Source organism: Vibrio tasmaniensis, assembly GCF_024347635.1.
Lineage (GTDB): Bacteria > Pseudomonadota > Gammaproteobacteria > Enterobacterales > Vibrionaceae > Vibrio > Vibrio tasmaniensis.
In genome coordinates this window covers 1,760,071-1,778,340 of sequence record NZ_AP025510.1, presented here as the reverse complement: position 1 = coordinate 1,778,340, position 18,270 = coordinate 1,760,071, and the positions used below count along the sequence as shown (strand labels likewise).

At 44.1% G+C, this 18,270-nt stretch carries 19 protein-coding genes and 1 pseudogene; 9 read left to right on the top strand and 11 right to left on the bottom strand.

Annotated elements, in window-relative coordinates:
- The gene (locus OCV44_RS08060; protein WP_232460203.1) at window positions 1–216 is read right to left on the bottom strand and encodes a hypothetical protein; all 216 of its coding nucleotides are present in this window, start codon (window positions 214–216) and stop codon (window positions 1–3) included.
- A 611-nt stretch (window positions 217–827) separates the two neighbouring features.
- On the opposite strand from OCV44_RS08060, the gene OCV44_RS08055 reads away from it, so the two are divergent.
- Both OCV44_RS08055 and nqrM read left to right on the top strand, forming a co-directional pair.
- Entirely contained in the window at window positions 828–1,274 is a 447-nt protein-coding gene (locus tag OCV44_RS08055) for a NifB/NifX family molybdenum-iron cluster-binding protein (protein WP_139685632.1), read from the top strand.
- Window positions 1,271–1,468, top strand: a complete 198-nt coding sequence (gene nqrM / locus OCV44_RS08050; RefSeq protein WP_139685633.1) for a (Na+)-NQR maturation NqrM — start codon at window positions 1,271–1,273, stop codon at window positions 1,466–1,468. Before OCV44_RS08055 ends, nqrM begins: the two co-directional genes overlap by 4 nt.
- Window positions 1,469–1,532: 64 nt before the next feature.
- On the opposite strand, the gene OCV44_RS08045 is transcribed toward nqrM, so the two are convergent.
- On the bottom strand, window positions 1,533–1,811 hold the full coding sequence (locus tag OCV44_RS08045) for a DUF134 domain-containing protein (protein ID WP_139685634.1): 279 nt from the start codon (window positions 1,809–1,811) through the stop codon (window positions 1,533–1,535).
- Window positions 1,812–1,855: 44 nt separating this feature from the next.
- On the opposite strand from OCV44_RS08045, the gene OCV44_RS08040 reads away from it, so the two are divergent.
- Complete coding sequence (locus OCV44_RS08040; protein ID WP_139685635.1) at window positions 1,856–2,365, top strand: PaaI family thioesterase; 510 nt, start codon at window positions 1,856–1,858, stop codon at window positions 2,363–2,365.
- Here OCV44_RS08040 and OCV44_RS08035 read toward each other — a convergent pair.
- The 7 genes and pseudogenes from OCV44_RS08035 to OCV44_RS08010 form a co-directional block, all read right to left on the bottom strand.
- The gene (locus tag OCV44_RS08035; protein WP_139685636.1) at window positions 2,346–2,549 is read right to left on the bottom strand and encodes a hypothetical protein; all 204 of its coding nucleotides are present in this window, start codon (window positions 2,547–2,549) and stop codon (window positions 2,346–2,348) included. The genes OCV44_RS08040 and OCV44_RS08035 overlap by 20 nt on opposite strands.
- Window positions 2,550–2,802: 253 nt before the next feature.
- Window positions 2,803–3,027, bottom strand: a pseudogene (locus tag OCV44_RS22245) (hypothetical protein); the annotation flags it as partial.
- Window positions 3,028–3,219: 192 nt separating this feature from the next.
- Window positions 3,220–4,374, bottom strand: coding sequence for an ABC transporter permease (locus tag OCV44_RS08030; protein ID WP_139685637.1), 1,155 nt, complete (start codon window positions 4,372–4,374; stop codon window positions 3,220–3,222).
- A complete protein-coding gene (locus tag OCV44_RS08025) occupies window positions 4,371–5,618 on the bottom strand; it encodes an ABC transporter permease (protein WP_139685638.1) in 1,248 nt (415 codons plus the stop codon). Before OCV44_RS08025 ends, OCV44_RS08030 begins: the two co-directional genes overlap by 4 nt.
- A 7-nt stretch (window positions 5,619–5,625) precedes the next feature.
- A complete protein-coding gene (locus tag OCV44_RS08020) occupies window positions 5,626–6,600 on the bottom strand; it encodes an HlyD family secretion protein (RefSeq protein ID WP_139685639.1) in 975 nt (324 codons plus the stop codon).
- A gap of 3 nt (window positions 6,601–6,603) precedes the next feature.
- Window positions 6,604–8,058 (bottom strand): TolC family protein, encoded by a 1,455-nt coding sequence (locus OCV44_RS08015; RefSeq protein ID WP_139685640.1) that lies wholly within the window; start codon window positions 8,056–8,058, stop codon window positions 6,604–6,606.
- Window positions 8,059–8,271: 213 nt separating this feature from the next.
- On the bottom strand, window positions 8,272–8,499 hold the full coding sequence (locus OCV44_RS08010) for a hypothetical protein (RefSeq protein WP_009846577.1): 228 nt from the start codon (window positions 8,497–8,499) through the stop codon (window positions 8,272–8,274).
- 617 nt (window positions 8,500–9,116) lie between these two features.
- On the opposite strand from OCV44_RS08010, the gene OCV44_RS08005 reads away from it, so the two are divergent.
- The 5 genes from OCV44_RS08005 (at window position 9,117) to gnd (ending at window position 15,665) form a co-directional block, all read left to right on the top strand.
- Window positions 9,117–10,769: an ATP-binding protein gene (locus OCV44_RS08005; protein WP_139685641.1), complete on the top strand. Its 1,653-nt coding sequence runs from the start codon at window positions 9,117–9,119 to the stop codon at window positions 10,767–10,769.
- A 69-nt stretch (window positions 10,770–10,838) separates the two neighbouring features.
- Complete coding sequence (locus OCV44_RS08000) at window positions 10,839–11,534, top strand: response regulator (RefSeq protein ID WP_139685642.1); 696 nt, start codon at window positions 10,839–10,841, stop codon at window positions 11,532–11,534.
- 437 nt (window positions 11,535–11,971) lie between these two features.
- Entirely contained in the window at window positions 11,972–13,474 is a 1,503-nt protein-coding gene (gene zwf, locus OCV44_RS07995; RefSeq protein WP_029226035.1) for a glucose-6-phosphate dehydrogenase, read from the top strand.
- Window positions 13,471–14,187, top strand: a complete 717-nt coding sequence (pgl, locus tag OCV44_RS07990) for a 6-phosphogluconolactonase (protein ID WP_139685643.1) — start codon at window positions 13,471–13,473, stop codon at window positions 14,185–14,187. Before zwf ends, pgl begins: the two co-directional genes overlap by 4 nt.
- 29 nt (window positions 14,188–14,216) lie before the next feature.
- A complete protein-coding gene (gnd, locus tag OCV44_RS07985) occupies window positions 14,217–15,665 on the top strand; it encodes a decarboxylating NADP(+)-dependent phosphogluconate dehydrogenase (RefSeq protein ID WP_004733587.1) in 1,449 nt (482 codons plus the stop codon).
- A 131-nt stretch (window positions 15,666–15,796) separates the two neighbouring features.
- Here gnd and OCV44_RS07980 read toward each other — a convergent pair whose 3' ends face one another.
- On the bottom strand, window positions 15,797–16,957 hold the full coding sequence (locus OCV44_RS07980) for an HD-GYP domain-containing protein (protein ID WP_139685644.1): 1,161 nt from the start codon (window positions 16,955–16,957) through the stop codon (window positions 15,797–15,799).
- A gap of 426 nt (window positions 16,958–17,383) precedes the next feature.
- On the opposite strand from OCV44_RS07980, the gene OCV44_RS07975 reads away from it, so the two are divergent.
- Entirely contained in the window at window positions 17,384–17,797 is a 414-nt protein-coding gene (locus tag OCV44_RS07975) for a VF530 family protein (protein WP_139685645.1), read from the top strand.
- A 224-nt stretch (window positions 17,798–18,021) separates the two neighbouring features.
- On the opposite strand, the gene OCV44_RS07970 is transcribed toward OCV44_RS07975, so the two are convergent.
- Window positions 18,022–18,213 carry a hypothetical protein gene (locus tag OCV44_RS07970; RefSeq protein WP_004733590.1) on the bottom strand — a complete coding sequence of 64 codons (192 nt, stop codon included), beginning with the start codon at window positions 18,211–18,213 and terminating at the stop codon, window positions 18,022–18,024.
- Window positions 18,214–18,270: the final 57 nt, after the last annotated feature.

The following is an 18,270-nucleotide window of genomic DNA, read 5'->3' as shown; positions in this document are numbered from 1 at the left end:
TTAGCGCATTGAAATAATTTGTTGTAGAAAATGTTCAACGTTTTGGCCTGTTTTCATTGTTGAGTGGTTAGCTAATACGTTACCTAACGCTTTGGCATAACTTGGGTTAGCACTTGTTAAGGTGACGACAACGTCATTGTCTTGAGGTGTCGTTTGAATAGCTTGGTAACTTACAGACGTAATTGGATGAGCGTGTGAACCATAAACACCTGGCATTGTCACCCATTGCGTTTTGGTATCGAGATAGGTAGCAGAGCTAAAATTTCTGAGAGTTTGCCAAGCGGTGACACCCGCCCAGCGAGATCCCCATGGGAAAAGTCCTACGATATCAGGGTCTTTTTGAATTACACCGTCTTGGTTTCATTTATTAACCTTTGAGTACGATTTAGCCAAGAATGGGAGTTGAAAATTTCATGAACAGACTTAACGTAACGATTTGTTTAGGCATATAAAGTTTGTTGCATTTAATTCCGGTAGGCTTCTCAATTGATAAAACTGTCGTTCTGTTTTGTTGCAAAATAGTTGGAAAACAGTCGCAACTTATAGATCGGGTTAAAAACGACTGTCTTTTCTATGATTTTGGGTTTAGGTGGTGTGCTAGGGCCCGATCAGTCAAAAGCCAACTAATAATACTCAGACTAAATTGGTGAGAATGTTGATGTGGCTTTGTGACAAATACGAAGTACACAAAGTGCTAATCGTTTGAGCATTCACTTCTTAACTTAAGTATCCATTCTGTAAATCTTATTTCTCACACGATAGTTATTGGCATATGCCAGTAATGGGGCGTATTCTGAACTCCTGATCATCAATAACAGGAAGTTACTATGTTATACGCAATACCTTGTCGTGACCTTCATGTCGGCAACCATTTTGCCCGTTCTCCACAGATCGCGATTGTCGATGAGCAACAACAAATAAAGCATCTTATTCCTTTGGTTGAGTCAGACAGCCCGTGCAATAAGAAGAAGCAATGGATGTCCGTCGTTAAATCTTATGATGTGAAAGCTGTTGTGGTTCGTAACATCGGTAAGAAAATGCTGTCGCACTTGTTCAATCATGATGTTCGCGTTTTTGCATCTAAAGCAAAGGCGGAAGTTACCACTCTGGATTTCAGCAATCTACAAGAAGTAACCGACCTCGATTATGGTCGAGAGCCGCGAAATAGCGGGTGTAGCAATAAAACGTGCGGCGAGAAAGGGCACAAAAAACAAGCTTCGATTTTAATGGCACAGCCTAATCAGCTAGGCGCTATTCGAGGGTTTCGAAAATGACCTTTTTGTTGACGCTATTGGGGTTTGTCGGAGTCGTTACATTGATGGCGATCGGTGTAATTTTTTCACGTAAGCCAATCAAAGGCAGTTGTGGAGGGCTCGCTCAGTTAGACATTGAGCGCGAATGCAATTGCAGGGATGTGTGTGCAGGGCAAAACCGAAAGCTGTATCAGATTACTGAGCCATCAAGCTAAGTATCAAGTTAAGCATCAAGAGTTCTCGCTCGCTGAGTTAAATAACTTCTGGCTAACACGTGAATTAACTGCCTTGAATCATCAACGCATGACCGTTGACGATGCACTTGGCCACTTTGGTACGTGCTCGCTTAATGATGTTGCCGAATGTTTGGCGAGACACTTGCATCTGCTCGGCGGCTTCAAGTTGGCTCAATCCTTCTTGATCAGCTAAGCGTAAGGCTTCCAACTCCTCTAATAGCAGTTCTTCTTTATGAAGCTCGCCCATAGGAACACCATTAGGCTTGAAGCAAGAGTAAGCCGCACGGGTACATAACTGACGATGTTTTTTTGGTCGAGCCATATCAATCTCTAGGAATCTAAGGGTACAAAGGGATAAGGGTAAGTATGAAGGTTTTCATTCCTCACAACCATCGCCGCTGCCAAGTATGCAGCCAAGGCTTTTTTTCAGATAGCCCGATTTGCTTTGAAGCTGTTGGCGATAACGAGAACTTAGCTAAGTATGAAGCTTTAACTAAGCATGAAACGCCAGTTAAGCATGAAACTTTAAGTAAGTATGAATCTATTGCTAAGTATGAATCTGTAGCCAAGATTGTACCAACAGATAAAGCTGAGGGCTACGACGGTATTATGCAGGGGGGCATTGTTACCGCATTACACGACAGCGCGATGCTGTATTGCTTGTTCCATAACAATATCAATGCGATGACGGTGAGTTTAACTTCTCGCTTTCACCATCCAATTGCCATTGGTCAGGAACTCGAAATTCGCGCTCAATGGGTGAAAAGCAGACGTAATCTTTATTTCCTCGAAAGCCAAATTACGCAGTGTGGGAAGTTATGTTCGTCGGCAAAGAGTCAGTTCATGTCAGCACCGCCTAGATTTGATCTGAACTAGAAGCTTTGTTCTTTTTGAAATATTTGAACGCTATCCAGACGGCATAAGCCGAAACACCTACGATCAACGCTGAGCGAAGTAGAATAGGTGCATCATGCTCAAGTTGACTAACATGCGGCACAATACTAGCGAACAATCGACTGGTAAAAAGCAGCCCCATTACTAACATAACAATTTTATTCATGTGACCTGCCGTTCAATCGGGTACGTTGCACAGAAACAGTTATGGGGTGGGTTACACGGCCGAAAACTATTCTGCTCGAAATAAAATCATGCGCTTCTCAAGCTTGGTCGTCAACGCGATATCAGCTTAAAGCCAGTAAGCTAAAGTTTCGTTTTTGAAAATGAGGAAGAGGATTAGAAGCGAGAAAGAGGATTAAAAGCGAGGAGGGGATTAAAAATCAGGAGAGTATTGAAAGGAAGACTAGAGGTTTAATACTGCGTGTGAGAGACCAATCATTTGTCTGCATTAAATTTAATGCTTTTCGCTTTGCCTGAGCAGTAACAGCGTGTTTAGTTGTTAGAAATGAACCAGTACCATGGATGGCAAAGACTTGAACCTAATAGCGTATCTGTCTCGAAGACATTGAATGTTGTTTGGCTAAATATCGAGATGACACGCCATCTAAGCATGATACCAATCGTAGTAAATAACGGTTCATCCTAGCGGGTTAAAATGCTCGATAACGGCGTTAGAATTTTCGATTGTAGAATAACTACTGATCAAAACGTCTTGTCGAAAAGAGCAGCCTTGCTCTCAAGCCTTTTTCCTGCGCTATTTCTAAGCACTTATTTACTGTGATTGGTATTATTTAGCAATGATAGATTTTAGCTCTGGCGTTTAAATACTAGAGTTATACAGCTCCGATGATACGTTTACTCGACTTGTGGTAAAGCTTAAGTGCGAGTAACGATCCCCATAGTAGAACTTGCCCCCACAACAGCGTCCATTGAGGGGCTACTTCTTGCCAAGATGCACCCATTTGATTAAGCGCTAAGAAACCTTGGATTGCTGGTGTGCTCGGGAATAACTGTGATAGCAGTACTAACCATTCAGGCATCATCTCAACTGGCCAGATAAAACCTGAAGAGAAGATAAGCGGCATTGAACTGATTAACACCACAACCGTGACTAATTCTCTTCTTGGCACCAACTCACCGATAAGAATCCCGATTAAACAACTGGCCAATAAGAAGGGCAGCAGCAAGGTCAAGATCTGTGTGGTTGAGGCGAGCAGATTTATTCCATACATCGAAAAGCTCGCGCCGAAGTAATACATCGACAACAAGTAATAGATGCAGACTAAGGTACAACAACGAGCAAGAATCAATTTCGCTGGAGAGGTTTGACTCCAATAGCCAAACGTTGATTGCGCGTTTTGGGTTGCACTAACTAAACCTGAAGCCATGGCTAAGGTTTGTTGCAGGATCAGCACAAAAACGGCTGGTACCACGTAATCAATGTATCCCATGCGGCTATTAAATGTTGGTTTTAGGTTTAAGCTAAACGCGCTGTAGCCTTTGGCTGCCGACTCTAAAGGTACTCCTTCTACTAACAAGTGGCTTACCTTAACTTGCGCAGCTAACGTGCCTCCGGCCTTAGCGAGCCCTTCAACAATGGTTCCGTAGACTAAGAAGTAAGAAGCATCGCCAGCGTAAGAAAGCGTCGGGCTTTTACCGAGCAGCAGGTCTTTATAGAAGTTTTCTGGAATGACGAGGAACCCACCAATCTCTTGATTAAGAACAGCTTGTTTAGCATCGGCGATTGTGGAGTCGCGGCGTACCAACTCAATTTGAGATGTGGCATCTACCATTCTTTCTAACTGGTAGCTGCTTTGGCTTTTATCTAAATTTACAACGGAGGCTTTTAGCTGTTGAGGAACTTGGTTCGCGTAAGGCAATGGATATAAGAATGAGTAGAAGACCACGCCACCAAACACGGTGAGCAATACGACAGGGTTACGAAGTACTGCTAAGAGTTCTTGCTTGAGCAGTTGAGTAAAGCTCATTGTTTTACCCCTTGTTTTACTTCTTTTTTAGTTTTAGCTGAGAGTGATGCTTGCGCTAGATGCTTTTTAATTAACAACATAACCACCAACGCAGGAACCGCATACCACAACATAGAGGAGAGACTGATCAGTGATTGTGACGCGCTCACGCCATAACTAGACTGTGCCGTTTGTACTTCGATGTAGTGGCTGACTGGTAATAAGCTTCTCCAAATTTGAGCTGCCGTGTTCATGTCTGTCACCGGAAAGGTAATACCCATGAACGCAAAACTTGGTGCCGTAAACGCGCCGGCGAAACTCATCGCCCTTGCTGGGTCCAGTGTTAAGAAGAAAAACAAACAACCCATTATGATACAACTGATGACGGTAAGCAGCTGGGCAATAGTCAATGCCATAAAGCTTCCGTTAAACGGCCAGTCTAAGAGGACATAGAACCAAAAGCTAAACGCGATACCAAACATCAAAAACAAGACAAGGTAAGGCGTTAATGTTGATGTTAGTGACTTCATAGGGGCGTTGGATAACCAAGCATGAAGGCCTCGAGCTCTAACGTTCGCCGTCAAAATCAATATCGTGCCCACCACAATCATGATCTGCCATAGAGCAGGAATAACAGCAGACACCAAGAACTGTGCATAGCTGGTGTTCTTGTTAAACAATGGCGTGATCTGACTTTGTACTGTGACTGCTTGGCCTAATGCCGATTGGACAGTGGTATCACCGTGTGACAGCTGTTTAACGACTTCAAGCTGAGCGTTAAAAGTCCCTTGAGCTTGCAGCAGAGCAGAGTTGACCAGTTTACCTATCAAGATGAATTGACTGTTGTAGAACACAGACACTTGCGGGTTTAAGCCTAGGTAGAGATCACGGTCGAAGTGTTTTGGTATCACAACGTAACCGTAGATATCTCGCTCAATCATCGCTTTCGCCGCTTCACTCGCCGAGCTGTATTTCTGAGTGACTTGCAAAGTTGGTGACGCATCAACAAGGCGCGTGAACTGTTGCGATATTTGACTGTGTTCCAAGTCAACAACCGCAACCGGTAAGTCACGCGCGATCCCTTGCGAAAAAATCAGCCAAATACTGGCAGCAAGAAGTAAAGGTATCCAAGTTAGGCAAGACAACAACCATTTGTCTTGGCGGACAATAGCCCACTGCCTAAGCAAGGTATTCTTCGCTCTATGATGATCAGTTGATTGCGAGGCTGTAGATTGCGAGCTTATAGATCGAAAGTTAGCAGACATAAGCCACCTAAAGCTCAACCACTAGGCTCATGCCCATGCGCAGTGTTTCGTCGGTATCGACAGGGTGCGCTTCTACTTCAAAAGTACGTAAGTCGAAGCCCTGTGCTGCGTCTGTTGAACGCCAAGTTGCGAAATCACCCATTACGGCGATGTGGGTAACTTGGAAAGTTAATGATTTATCCAGAGCCGGTAGGTATGCCTCAAACTGGCTGCCTTTCTCGAAATGCTTAAGCATATCTTCACGCACATTGAGCACGGCCCAAGCATCTTTGGTGTCGATGACAGTCACAACAGGGAAGCCTTGTGGTGCGAGTTCACCGCTGCTCAATAGAACCTGAGATACTTCGCCATTAAACCAGCTGTGGATCTGTGTGTCTTTTGCGTAAGCTTCAACTTCTGCCACCGCACCAGCTGCCATTACCGCTTTTTGAGCGGCTGCCACTTTGGTTTCGTCACGAGCACCTTCTTGCGCTAATTGATACATCTGGAACGCAGCGCTTTCGGTGTACTTCGCCGCTTGCCACTGAGTTTTGGCTTCATCACGCTTTTGCTCGGCAACCACACCATCGTTGTAAAGGTTGTTTACACGTTGGTAAGTTTTGTCCATAAGATCGGCTGCTGCTTTTGCTTTTAACCATTGGTCTTTAGCCGCTTGGATCTGTTGAGTACGCGCGCCATTCTCTGCTTGTTGTGCTAATGCGCCAGCGGCTTTTTGACCTGCCTTTGCTTGTTCTAGCTTCGCATCAATCTCAGGGCTAAGAAGAGAAAAGATCAATTCGCCTTTTTCAACCGAATCGCCTTTACGCACGAATATTTCATCAATTCTGCCGGGTACTTTCGATGAGATGCTGTATTGCTGCGCATCTATTTGACCTTGAAGCTTAACAGGCTGTGGTTGGTACGCTTGGTAAAAGCTGTACCCAACCCAGCCAATAATGCCGATACCAACCAGAGAGAGAATAAATGGCTTAATAGGTTTCATGAATTATCCTTTTGACTGGCTAGCGGTGTCTGCTTTTGAATCAAAGTCAGACGGGACAGAAGACGTTAAGTAACTTGAATAAGCATTCATTTCACTGGTGAGTGCTAACAGCTTATTAAGAGAAATTAGGTATTTGAATCGAGCAGCAGATTGCTGGGTTTTAATGCTTGCAAGATAAAGCTCAGCATCAACCACTTCTAATGAATTGGATAACCCTTGAGTGAAGGCTTTTTTACGAAGTAAGAGGTTTTCCTGAGCCAAAGACAGGCTTGAGTTGAGGCCTTGAACTTCTTCAATGGCTTGGTTCGCTTCAAGATAGGTCTTTTGTACCAAAACGGTTAAGTCTTGCTTGGCTTGCGACTTAAGGAACTGAACTTGAGACACGGCGCTATGAGCGGCAGCGACTTTGTCTGAACGGCCAGACGTATCAAGTAGCGGCACATTCACACCAATACCCACTAACCAATCGGGTTTCATTTCGCTGGCGAGAGAGTCATCTTCATACAGGCTATAGTCACCGTAAAGATACACTTCTGGGTAGTATTTACCTTTCTCTGCCTTGATTAAGCTGCTCGCTTGTTTCTCTTTTGCATCAAGAATCTTAAGGCCAGGGTAGGTCATGAGAGTTTGGTCAATGAACACGTCCATATGAGGCAGGTTCTTATTGATAAACAGTTGTTCTGAAGGCTCGACACTTTGGCTCTGGCCAAGGATCTGAGTCAGTGCTAACTGAGCAATCTTAAGGTCGTTCTGCGCTTTGGTGCGTTCAACAACGGCTTTATCTAAAGAAGCATCCGCCTGCAGGCGTTCTACTCGTGCGATTTGTCCTTGTTGTTCAAGCTTGATGGCGAAATCACGATGCTGAGTTAAGCCAGCTTCAACGGCTTGACGTGTTTTTACAACGTCTTCCGCTAAGATCACCGAGAAGTAATATTTACTTAAGTCTTCGTAGCGCGCTTGCTTCTCCATCAACAGTTGGCTTTGAGCTTCTTCACTTTTACCTTCAGCTGCAGTTTGCGCAGCGGTAATTCGTCCGCCTGTAAAGATAGGCCAAATAGCACGGATGGAAGAGCTGAAGATGTCTTGCTCGGTGATGGTTGAGGTAACACCGCCAAGCCCACTTAATATGGGTTGAAGAATACCTCCAACTGCACCTAAATTTGGCACGCCACTTAAGCTATTTTTGAACTGTTCACCATTGATCGTCACATCACTATCAAGGTGCGTATAGTTAGCCCCTAGTGTAATAGATGGAAGATTGAGGCTACTTGTTGAATTCTGAAGATGTTGATAACGTTCAACGTTGGCTTGTTGAGCCGCAAGTGAGTTGTTGTTCTCTTGCAATATTTGCCACGCTTCAGAAAAAGTGAGCGGGGCAGAGAAAACTGGCGAAGCAAATGTGCCGAGAAGCATACTGGCGAGCGCAAGGTATCGGAATTTTGGTTTGGTCATCTGCATTAAATACCATTTAGAGTATTAGCTCTAATGCTAACAGGGCGATAGTCATTTGTCTTGAGATGATTGTCTCACATGATTAGAAACTCTCATAACTCGTTAAGTTAACGTAATAAAGTACGTGATGTGGGCTACAAAGATCACTGAAACGAAAAGAGCACGACAAAGCGTGCTCTTTAAGTTCAGTATAGAAGTGTTCTTACAAAATGAAGTGGCTTATTTAAAGCTAGGACAATGGTGATCGGCGCGCCACACTAATTGTCTTGATCCTTGCATTGTTTGTAATAAATCTCTACCTGACATTTGCGGGAACGCTAACAATACCTTGAGATCAAGAGGAGAGGTTCCGTCTTTCTCGTAGGCTCTTACATGAGTAAAAGTCGATTGTAAGTGTTTGAACAGCATAGTCTTAGTAAGACAAATTCCAAAGTTATCGCGTTTCATTGCCTGGTTTCCTTTTCAACAATGTTTGTACGTTATGTTTTTTATCCTGTTTCTATCGGACGTTGCCACTGATCTCCACTTCCTGCTCATCAATGTTTTATTATTGGGCGCTGATTTATCAGTCACCTCTGAGTTGTCTACTGGCCTGTCGCGTAAATAGAGATGTGTGAATGAGGTCAGGTAGGTAACCTGTTTGTTCAACAATCGTAACGACGAGCGTGCAACTTTTAGTTATAGATACGTCCAGTGAATGAAGGGTTGTTGCTTTTTTGTTAATCAAGATTTTGATTTAAAGCGCGGTCTCAAAATCATGACTTCTGACTTGGCAACAATAAACTTCTTCATATGCAACCATTATAATTGTATTTATTTTGAACAACCTAAAAAACACCTAAAAGCTTAGTGATCTAGCTCAATATTTATTCGCTTATTTTGGTTTTTAAGCTAATTCGTTCTAAAAGCGAACGATTGAGAGGGGCTAAGTCTCGTCAGGGATTATCAATTGATAATTTGATCAATTATTTAGTTGAGTAACAGTCACAAATTCACTCACCTATAAAGGTCATCCCATTAACTTGGTGTTAACATTGCTCATCTAACACTAGGGACGGTGGAATATGAAATGGAGCAGTATCAGTTTCCGAAAAAGGTTACTGATTATCATGACGGTCACTGGCCTTGTTGAACTTTTGATACTTTCAGCGGCTGGTTTTTATTACATCAAACAATCTCAAGAGCAAGAGATGGGTTTGAAAGCGTTAGGTGTTGCTGAATTTCTATCTGAATCGCCACTTGTCACCAGCATTATTCGAGAAAATGGAGCGATAGACCCTAACGGCGTTGCCTACACTTTGTCAGAAGAAACTCAAGTTAAATTTCGAAACCTTGCCCAGCTCATTGGCGCGGCGTTTGTCGTTGTGGGAGATGACAAAGGTATTCGCCTGATTCACCCTTATGATGACAGGCTCGGTAAACCAATGCGTGGTGGTGACAACCAAAAGGCTTTGGTGTTGGGTGAGTCTTATGTGTCGACGGCCAAAGGTTCGCTTGGCTTCTCCGTCCGTGGTAAATCTGCCGTCAAAGATCAAGATGGTAATGTGATTGGTGTGGTGTCGGTTGGTTACCTCTTAGATTCTTTACAAGATCGAATTGAACCTTATTTAGCCTTTTTGATTGTGATGGCCTTGCTGGTGGTTGCGGTTAATGCGGTGATTTCAAGCTATGTGTCTCGTCGTTTTCAACGCGCTATTCTGGGTTTTGAGCCAGAAGAAATTGGCCGCTTATATGTAGAACTTGATGTGACTATGAGTACCGTGAAAGAGGGCATTTTAAGTATCGATAAGCACGGTATTTTGCGTTCTATTAATAAGAGTGCCTGCGATATCTTGTCTATTGATAGGGAGTCTGCACTCAACCAACAGCGCCTTTCTGATGTATTGGCCGGCAGTGACTTGGAGCAACTGTTATCCACTGGTGACACCGACCACGATGTTGAGCTGTACCTGAACAATAAGCGAATTGTTGCCAACCGCAGCCCAATTATTGTGGCGGGTGAAGTGGTGGGTGCGGTATCCAGTTTCCGATTGCGAGATGAAATCAACGATTTAACCGATCAACTTTCTCAAACAAAAGAGTACGCAGACTTACTTCGTTCGCAAACGCATGAACATCAAAATAAGCTCAATACGATCAGTGGCTTGATTCAAATGGGCGAGCTGGACTCTGTTCAACAGTTGATTGGTCAAGAAACGGCGCACTACCAAAGTCTGATCGAGTTCTTGCGTGAAACCATTAAAGACCCGCTCATCGCAGGTATGCTCCTCGGGAAAACGGAACGTGCAAGAGAAATTGGTTTAGAGCTTAAAGTCGAAGAAGGCTCAAGACTCGAAGCGCTGCCTAGCTGGCTGAACGCGGATGACGTTGTCACCATTCTTGGTAATCTGATTGATAATGCCTTTGATGCCACTATGACGGCGATTAAGCAAGAGGGGCAAATTGCTCCAATGCGTCGAGCTATTGAAGTTTCAATCAGTGATTTTGGTAATGAAATCATCATTGAAGTAGAAGACAAAGGGTGCGGGTTGCCAAAGCACCTCGCGACGAATGCCCTCACGGAAAAAGGTGTATCGAGCAAAGCGAAACAAAATCGCGGTGTTGGATTGTATCTGATAAAGCAACTTGCCGATCGTTATCAAGGGCAACTAGAAATGATTGATAACCCTGATTTTGGGTCACGTATGACGGTGTATCTACCGAAAGAAGAACAATAATAATTAAGCACGAAGCGATCTCGTGAAGATCATCGTGAAGGAAAAAACATGGTTAAAGGAAGAACATAAATGAACGCCATCACGAGAGTCATGGTCATTGAAGATGATATTGCGATTGCAGAGCTACACCATCGTTATTTAGAACAGATGGGTGGCTTTGACGTGGTCGGAATTGCCACCACACAGTCTGAAGCACTCATGCAATTAGACATATTAAAGCCTGACTTGGTTTTATTGGATGTGTATCTGCCGGATGGATGTGGGCTCGATATTTTGAACCACGTTCGCGGCAGTAATCAGGGCTGTGATGTGATTTTGATTACCGCAGCACGCGACGTCGACACCTTGCAACAAGCGATGCGTGGTGGAGTCGTGGACTATTTGCTGAAACCTGTGATGTTCCCTCGCTTAGAAGCGGCGCTGAAAAAGTACCAATCGCAACAGCAAGAGTTTGAAAGTGTTTCTGATTTGAACCAAGGATTGGTGGATATGATGCTGCAAGCCAACGCGAAAGCAGACTCGGGAAAAGTGTCAACATTACCCAAAGGAATTGATGGCGTAACGCTGGACAAAATTAGAGCCATTTTTCAACAAGCCGACATTGCTGATATTACCGCAGATGAAGCCGGTGAACGTATTGGAGCCAGCCGAACCACCGCTCGACGCTATTTGGAATTTCTAATCACGACTGGCGAGTTAGTGGCTGATTTAAATTACGGGTCAGTAGGTCGCCCAGAACGCTGCTACAACAAAGCTAGAAGATAGATTTAGCGACAACAAATCACAAAGATAAACGCGATGCTATCAAATAAATATAAAGCCAGTTGAGTAAGCTGGTTTTGGTTTTTTCTCCCTTTCTTATTGCTCACTCCACCGACCAGATACCGTTCTTTCTTGACTACAATGTTTGAGAATGCCGATTTGCTTCTTCTACCGGATAAAACAGCTGAGTTATCGATTATAATTTGTTCGAAATCAGTCAATATTTAATCGATTGCTTTCACAGTGGTTGATGTAAATCAAATACTCATAGACAATACTGTCCCGAATAGAGGTGATAGCTTTCACCCTCGTTTACCAAACGCATTCTCAAGTGTAATAGGCACTCGCTATTGATGTAATAGCCAAGACCTATTATCTATTTTCGTATGTCGCTGATACCTTTGGCGAATACTAAAAACCTTGTTTTTATAGGAAAGATGATGGTAATACCTGAAAACAGCAGCATCGTTATTTTTGGTGCGTCGGGAGATCTAACTTACCGCAAGTTAATTCCTGCTTTGTACCACCTGTATGCTAGCAATCAACTACCAGAATCCTTTGCGATTCTTGGAGTGAGCCGTACTGAGTACAGCGACGAGTCTTACCGTGAGAAGCTGAAGAAGTCTCTTCAGGAAATGGAAAAAACTGAGCCAGAGACGCTGAATGCATTTATTGAACATCTGCATTATCAAGCGATCAACACTTCAGATGTAGACGATTACGCTCGTCTAGCACAACGTCTAGACAAGCTTGAGCAAGACTACCAATTCGAAAACCACAACACATTGTTCTACTTGGCAACCCCGCCAAGCCTATACGGTGTGATTCCAGCAAACCTTGCTGCACATGGCCTGAACGATGAAAAGAACGGCTGGCGTCGTCTGATCATCGAGAAGCCATTTGGTTACGATCTAGCATCAGCTCAAGCGTTAGACGAAGAGATCCATCATCACTTCCAAGAACACCAGATCTACCGAATCGACCATTACCTTGGTAAAGAGACGGTACAAAACCTTCTAGTGCTTCGTTTCTCAAACGCGATGTTTGAACCACTGTGGAACCGTAACTTCATTGAATACGTTGAAATCACAGGTGCAGAGTTCCTTGGCGTTGAAGAGCGTGGCGGATACTACGACGGTTCTGGCGCAGTTCGTGACATGTTCCAAAACCACCTGCTGCAAGTTCTAGCAATGGTTGGCATGGAGCCACCAGCTCAAATTAACGCTGATTCTATCCGTGATGAAGTGGTTAAAGTACTTCAGTGTCTGAAACCACTGGAAGAAGACGACCTGCGTAAAGATTTAGTATTAGGTCAATACACAGCATCAGACGTTCGTGGTCAGCATTTGCCTGGTTACCGTGAAGAACCGGGTGTCGCAGATGACTCTCGTACTGAAACGTACATCGGCTTGAAAGCTCATATCAACAACTGGCGTTGGAATGGGGTTCCTTTCTACGTACGTACGGGTAAACGCTTACCAACGCGTGTAACTGAAATCGTGATTCACTTTAAGAACACGCCACACCCAGTGTTTGGTCAAGATGCACCAGAGAACAAACTGATTATCCGTATCCAACCGGATGAAGGTATTCAGATGAGCTTTGGTTTGAAAGAGCCAGGTGCAGGCTTTAAAGCCAAAGAAGTGAAAATGAACTTCTCTTACTCTGACTTGCCTGAAACTCAAATGCTAACGGCTTATGAGCGTCTTCTTCTTGATGCACTGAACGGTGATGCGACTCTGTTTGCACGTACCGATGCAGTAGAAGCATGTTGGAAGTACGTTCAACCAATCTTAGACTTTAAGCAAGATCCTCAAGCACTGTTTGGCTATGCTTGTGGTACTTGGGGCCCGCAAGAAGCCGATGAGCTTCTGCAACGTGATGGCCGCGCATGGCGTTTCCCATGTAAAAACCTAACAGATACGGATTACTGCGAACTATGATCAACCACAAGATCTTTGCAACGCCTGAATTGGTCGTTGAAAACCTAGCAAACGAAATGAAAGCTTACAGCGAACAGGGCAAACCTGTTCACATTTCATTGTCGGGTGGCAGCACGCCAAAAATGCTTTTCAAGCTTTTAGCTCAAGCGCCATACGCAGAAGGCATTCAATGGAATAACCTTCATTTCTGGTGGGGCGACGAACGTTGCGTGGCACCAGATGACGCTGAAAGCAACTTCGGTGAGGCGAATACACTGCTGTTTACTCAAGTAAACCTTTCTGCTGAGAACATCCACCGCATCCGTGGTGAAGATGAGCCTAAAGCAGAAGCAGAACGTTTCGCAAAAGAAATGGCAGATGTGATTCCAACAGAAAACGGCACGCCAGTTTTTGATTGGATTCTGCTCGGTGTTGGCGCAGACGGCCACACAGCTTCACTATTCCCGGGTGTAACTGACTACCAAGATGAGAACCTATCTGTATTAGCTTCTCACCCAGAGTCGGGTCAGATCCGTGTTTCTAAAACAGCGAAAGTTTTAGAAGCAGCAAAACGAATCAGCTACCTAGTGCTTGGCGCAGGTAAAGTCGAGATCGTTAAAGAAATTCATACAACTCCTGCTTCAGAACTGCCTTACCCGGCAGCGAAAATCCAGTCTAAAACTGGCGAAACAGAGTGGTTCCTAGATTCAAATGCAGCAAGTGCTATCGCATAAGTGCGAATAGCCGCAAGGAGATATAAATAATGAAAGGTGATATCGGTGTAATTGGCCTAGCAGTAATGGGTCAGAACCTTATCCTAAACATGAACGACCACGGCTTCAAAGTTGTGGCTCACAACCGTACTGCTGCGAAAGTAGACGAGTTCCTAGAAGGCCCAGCTAAAGGTACTAACATTGTTGGTGCTTACTCTCTAGAAGAGCTAGTTGAGAAGCTAGAAGCGCCACGTAAAGTGATGCTTATGGTTCGTGCTGGTGACGTTGTAGATACGTTCATCGACAAGCTTGTACCACTTCTAGATAAAGGCGACATCATCATTGATGGTGGTAACACTAACTTCCCAGACACTAACCGTCGTGTTGCTGCTCTTCGTGAGAAAGGCATCCACTTCATCGGTACGGGTGTTTCTGGTGGTGAAGAAGGCGCTCGTTTCGGTCCTTCTATCATGCCAGGCGGTTCTCCTGAAGCTTGGGAAGCGGTTAAGCCTATCTTCCAAGGTATCTCTGCGAAAACTGACGCGGGTGAGCCTTGTTGTGATTGGGTTGGTAACGACGGTGCTGGTCACTTCGTTAAGATGGTTCACAATGGCATCGAATACGGTGACATGCAGCTTATCACTGAAGCATACCAGTTTATGAAAGATGGCCTAGGTATGAACCACGACGAAATGCAGGCTGTATTTGCCGACTGGAACAAAACTGAGCTAGATAGCTACCTAGTAGAAATCACTGCTGACATCCTTGGCTACAAAGATGAAGACGGTGAAGCGCTAGTTGAGAAGATCCTAGACACTGCTGGCCAAAAAGGCACAGGCAAATGGACAGGTATCAACGCACTAGACATGGGTATCCCACTGACTCTAATCACTGAGTCTGTATTCTCTCGTTGCCTATCTGCACTTAAAGATCAACGTGTTGAAGCTGAGAAACTGTTCGGAAAGACTGTTGCTCCAGTTGAAGGCGACAAGCAAGAGTGGGTTGATGCAATCCGTCAGGCTCTACTTGCTTCTAAGATCATCTCTTACGCTCAAGGTTTCATGCTAATGCGTGAAGCGTCGAACGAAAACGGCTGGGATCTAAACTACGGTAACGTTGCTCTTATGTGGCGTGGCGGTTGTATCATCCGTTCTGCATTCCTAGGCAACATTCGTGATGCTTACGAAGCGAACCCAGAGATCGCTTTCCTAGGTTCAGATGCATACTTCAAAGGCATCCTAGACAACTGCATGGGCGCTTGGCGTAAAGTTGCAGCTAAGTCTATGGAATCTGGCATCCCAATGCCATGTATGACTTCTGCACTAACGTTCCTAGACGGCTACACTACAGCTCGTCTTCCAGCGAACCTGCTACAAGCTCAACGTGACTACTTCGGTGCTCACACTTATGAGCGTACTGACCGTCCACGTGGTGAATTCTTCCACACAAACTGGACTGGTACAGGCGGCGACACTGCGTCTACAACGTACGACGTATAATCGTTAGTTAGAATCAGTAAAGAACACGTTCGTTCTTTCAGCTGAAAACTAGAAAACAAAAGGATGCCAATTGGCATCCTTTTTTGTTGGTTCGCATTTTTCTTGGACCGACATAACTAAGAAGCCCTAGCTCAAGCCGTCATTATATGAGGTTGAGCCTCGTCGTTGTATTGCTCTCGAATTGCCATAAAGCCGTCTAGGTTCTGTTTAAGAGCCTCAACACATTCAGGGTCGAACATTGAACCGTTGTGCGCTTCAATGTATTCCATCACTTCATCGAGTGTCCACGCGTGCTTATAGGCTCTTTTGCTCATTAGCGCATCAAACACATCGGCTAATGTCACGATGCGGGCTTCGAGTGGTATTGCTGTGTTACTCAAAGCATCGGGTAACCCTGTGCCATCAAACCGTTCATGATGATGACGCACGATATTTTTAATGAACTGTATTTCGTCAGCACACATAGAGCTATGGCAAGATAGGGCAACCACATCATTGATCATCTCTTCCCCGTATAAGGTGTGATTGTTCATGATGGCTCTTTCTTCTTCATTAAAGCGCGCGCTGCTGAATAACACTTTATCTGGAATTCTATATTTTCCTATGTCGTGAAAGGGCGCGTACAGCCGAATTCGATGAATGAACTGGTGTGTAATTTCTCTTTTGGTGTGCGACAGAGTGCGAGCAATTTGTTCACTGTATTTACCCATACGAATTAGGTGTTCTTTGGTTTCTGGATCTCGAGCATGACCCATATTTAAAGCGATCGCTAAAGAGGATTGAAAGTGACGCTGGCGCTCAAACCATTGAACGAAAAGGCTAGAGATGACTTGAGTGAGATAGGCGATATCACACTGAATAGTTTGCTTAGCAAAAAATCCCGTTGATGAAGCATTGATAAATACAAACCCAAGATTACTTTCTTGATGATGAATAGGTGTCGTATAACTGCTTTGATGGCCGAGATCGAGCAGGTGAGATATTTGTTTGGTTGGGCTAATGGTGGTGAGGTCGTTGATGATTCGAGTATCTAAAGACTCTGCCATTCGAGACAAAGCCGATTCTGGCTTAAGTTCTTGCTCAACGTAGCGATGTTCTGCTTCTTGGCACAGAGTGTCCGACACAAAGTAATTCGATGCTCTATTTTCACTGCACAGCACGACCGAAAGCCTAGACAGTATGGGGTAATGTTCGCGAGCTAGCCGAAAGAGATCATCAACGATGGCGATAATATCTTTATCTTGGGCGGCTACTCTGCTGATTTGGGAGTAGTCAAACATGGTCAAAGCCAACCTTTATTTATAGTTATATCATTGTTTAATATCGTTATTTGTAGGTTTCTATACCACTTCTAACATAGCACCGTGCTGTAAATTCGCAACACTGCGTTCTAATAAATTTAAATTTCATTAGTTTAAATAGGGATATTTCATGTTTCTATCATGGTTTTTGTTAACTTACGCGAGTTTGCTGGATCTCTGAGAAGAACCTTCGTTGTGAGAGGGATGGCTGTATTACACGCAACATCAGGATAGTAAGTGACCATTTTAAAATTAAATTAAAAGATAAATAGGATCACGAGCATGCTTTATGCCATCATAAAGGCATAGATAAGGGCAATGGATGTAATGCCCAAGTGATTGAGCTAGAAGCGGTCAGTGATGACGGTGTTCTAGAGTAAATTCAAGGCCTTTAGTTGCCTTGGGAAAGGTAATGTTATGACTGAAGAAGAAAGAATCGAACTGCAACAGAACAACCCTCTGCATGGCTTGAAATTAGACACTATGATCACTGAATTAGTGGATCATTACGGTTGGGAAATTTTGGATGCAGCAATGCGCATGAACTGCTTTAACACTAAGCCGACAGTAGCAAGTGCCGTTAAATACTTGAAGAAAACAGAGTGGGCTCGTGAGAAGGTTGAAAACTTCTACCTTTACCGTTTCAAGCGCATGCCTAAAGCTTCAGATATCGAATACCAGATGCCTCCGCGTTCACGTACATTCCGTCACGGGTTAGAGCCTCGTGAGCCAATGGAATTAACAGTTGAATCGATTCTAGCATCACAAGCTAAAGCGGCGTTTGCATTTAAAGAGCGTCGTGGTGGCAACGGTCGTAACTTTCGTCGTTAATAGAAAGGCGTCGCTAGCAAAAGGGCGTCGTTAATAGAAAGGCGTCGCTAGTAAAAGGACGTCGTTAAGTAATGCTTATCGCTAAGAAAAAGGCATCGCTAGAAAAGCCGTCGAAATAGCCTAATCAGCTAATGCGATAAGTATAAAATACAAAAGGAGCCTAAGTGCTCCTTTTTTAATGCGTGTAATTTATTCAAGCGTGTAAAACTTATTGTTCTTGAGCCTTAAGCTTCGCGGTTCTTTCTTTGATTCTTCCAAAGGTCAACGACATAGACAATGGCGCTGATCAGTAAGAATAGCGCTGACACAGAAAACAGAGCGGGCATTTTTAGGATCCACGCAAATGTGGCAGCAAGAAAAGCGACAAAGCAAATGAGTCGACTTGATGACATGACATGACCGAGTTTAATGTTCATAACGCCTCCTAATGAAGTCTCACTTTCGACAGGAGAATTATCCCACCTTTGGCAAAA

Coding starts and splice junctions, on each gene's coding strand:
- OCV44_RS08000 (WP_139685642.1), top strand. CDS start 10,839: ATGAACGCCATCACGAGAGTCATGGTCATTGAAGATGATATTGCGATT.
- gnd (WP_004733587.1), top strand. CDS start 14,217: ATGAAAGGTGATATCGGTGTAATTGGCCTAGCAGTAATGGGTCAGAAC.
- zwf (WP_029226035.1), top strand. CDS start 11,972: ATGGTAATACCTGAAAACAGCAGCATCGTTATTTTTGGTGCGTCGGGA.
- OCV44_RS08020 (WP_139685639.1), bottom strand. CDS start 6,600: ATGAAACCTATTAAGCCATTTATTCTCTCTCTGGTTGGTATCGGCATT.
- OCV44_RS08025 (WP_139685638.1), bottom strand. CDS start 5,618: ATGTCTGCTAACTTTCGATCTATAAGCTCGCAATCTACAGCCTCGCAA.
- OCV44_RS07975 (WP_139685645.1), top strand. CDS start 17,384: ATGACTGAAGAAGAAAGAATCGAACTGCAACAGAACAACCCTCTGCAT.
- OCV44_RS08030 (WP_139685637.1), bottom strand. CDS start 4,374: ATGAGCTTTACTCAACTGCTCAAGCAAGAACTCTTAGCAGTACTTCGT.
- OCV44_RS08005 (WP_139685641.1), top strand. CDS start 9,117: ATGAAATGGAGCAGTATCAGTTTCCGAAAAAGGTTACTGATTATCATG.
- OCV44_RS08060 (WP_232460203.1), bottom strand. CDS start 216: ATGCCAGGTGTTTATGGTTCACACGCTCATCCAATTACGTCTGTAAGT.
- OCV44_RS08055 (WP_139685632.1), top strand. CDS start 828: ATGTTATACGCAATACCTTGTCGTGACCTTCATGTCGGCAACCATTTT.
- OCV44_RS07970 (WP_004733590.1), bottom strand. CDS start 18,213: ATGAACATTAAACTCGGTCATGTCATGTCATCAAGTCGACTCATTTGC.
- OCV44_RS08045 (WP_139685634.1), bottom strand. CDS start 1,811: ATGGCTCGACCAAAAAAACATCGTCAGTTATGTACCCGTGCGGCTTAC.
- OCV44_RS08015 (WP_139685640.1), bottom strand. CDS start 8,058: ATGCAGATGACCAAACCAAAATTCCGATACCTTGCGCTCGCCAGTATG.
- OCV44_RS08010 (WP_009846577.1), bottom strand. CDS start 8,499: ATGAAACGCGATAACTTTGGAATTTGTCTTACTAAGACTATGCTGTTC.
- OCV44_RS08035 (WP_139685636.1), bottom strand. CDS start 2,549: ATGAATAAAATTGTTATGTTAGTAATGGGGCTGCTTTTTACCAGTCGA.
- OCV44_RS08040 (WP_139685635.1), top strand. CDS start 1,856: ATGAAGGTTTTCATTCCTCACAACCATCGCCGCTGCCAAGTATGCAGC.
- pgl (WP_139685643.1), top strand. CDS start 13,471: ATGATCAACCACAAGATCTTTGCAACGCCTGAATTGGTCGTTGAAAAC.
- nqrM (WP_139685633.1), top strand. CDS start 1,271: ATGACCTTTTTGTTGACGCTATTGGGGTTTGTCGGAGTCGTTACATTG.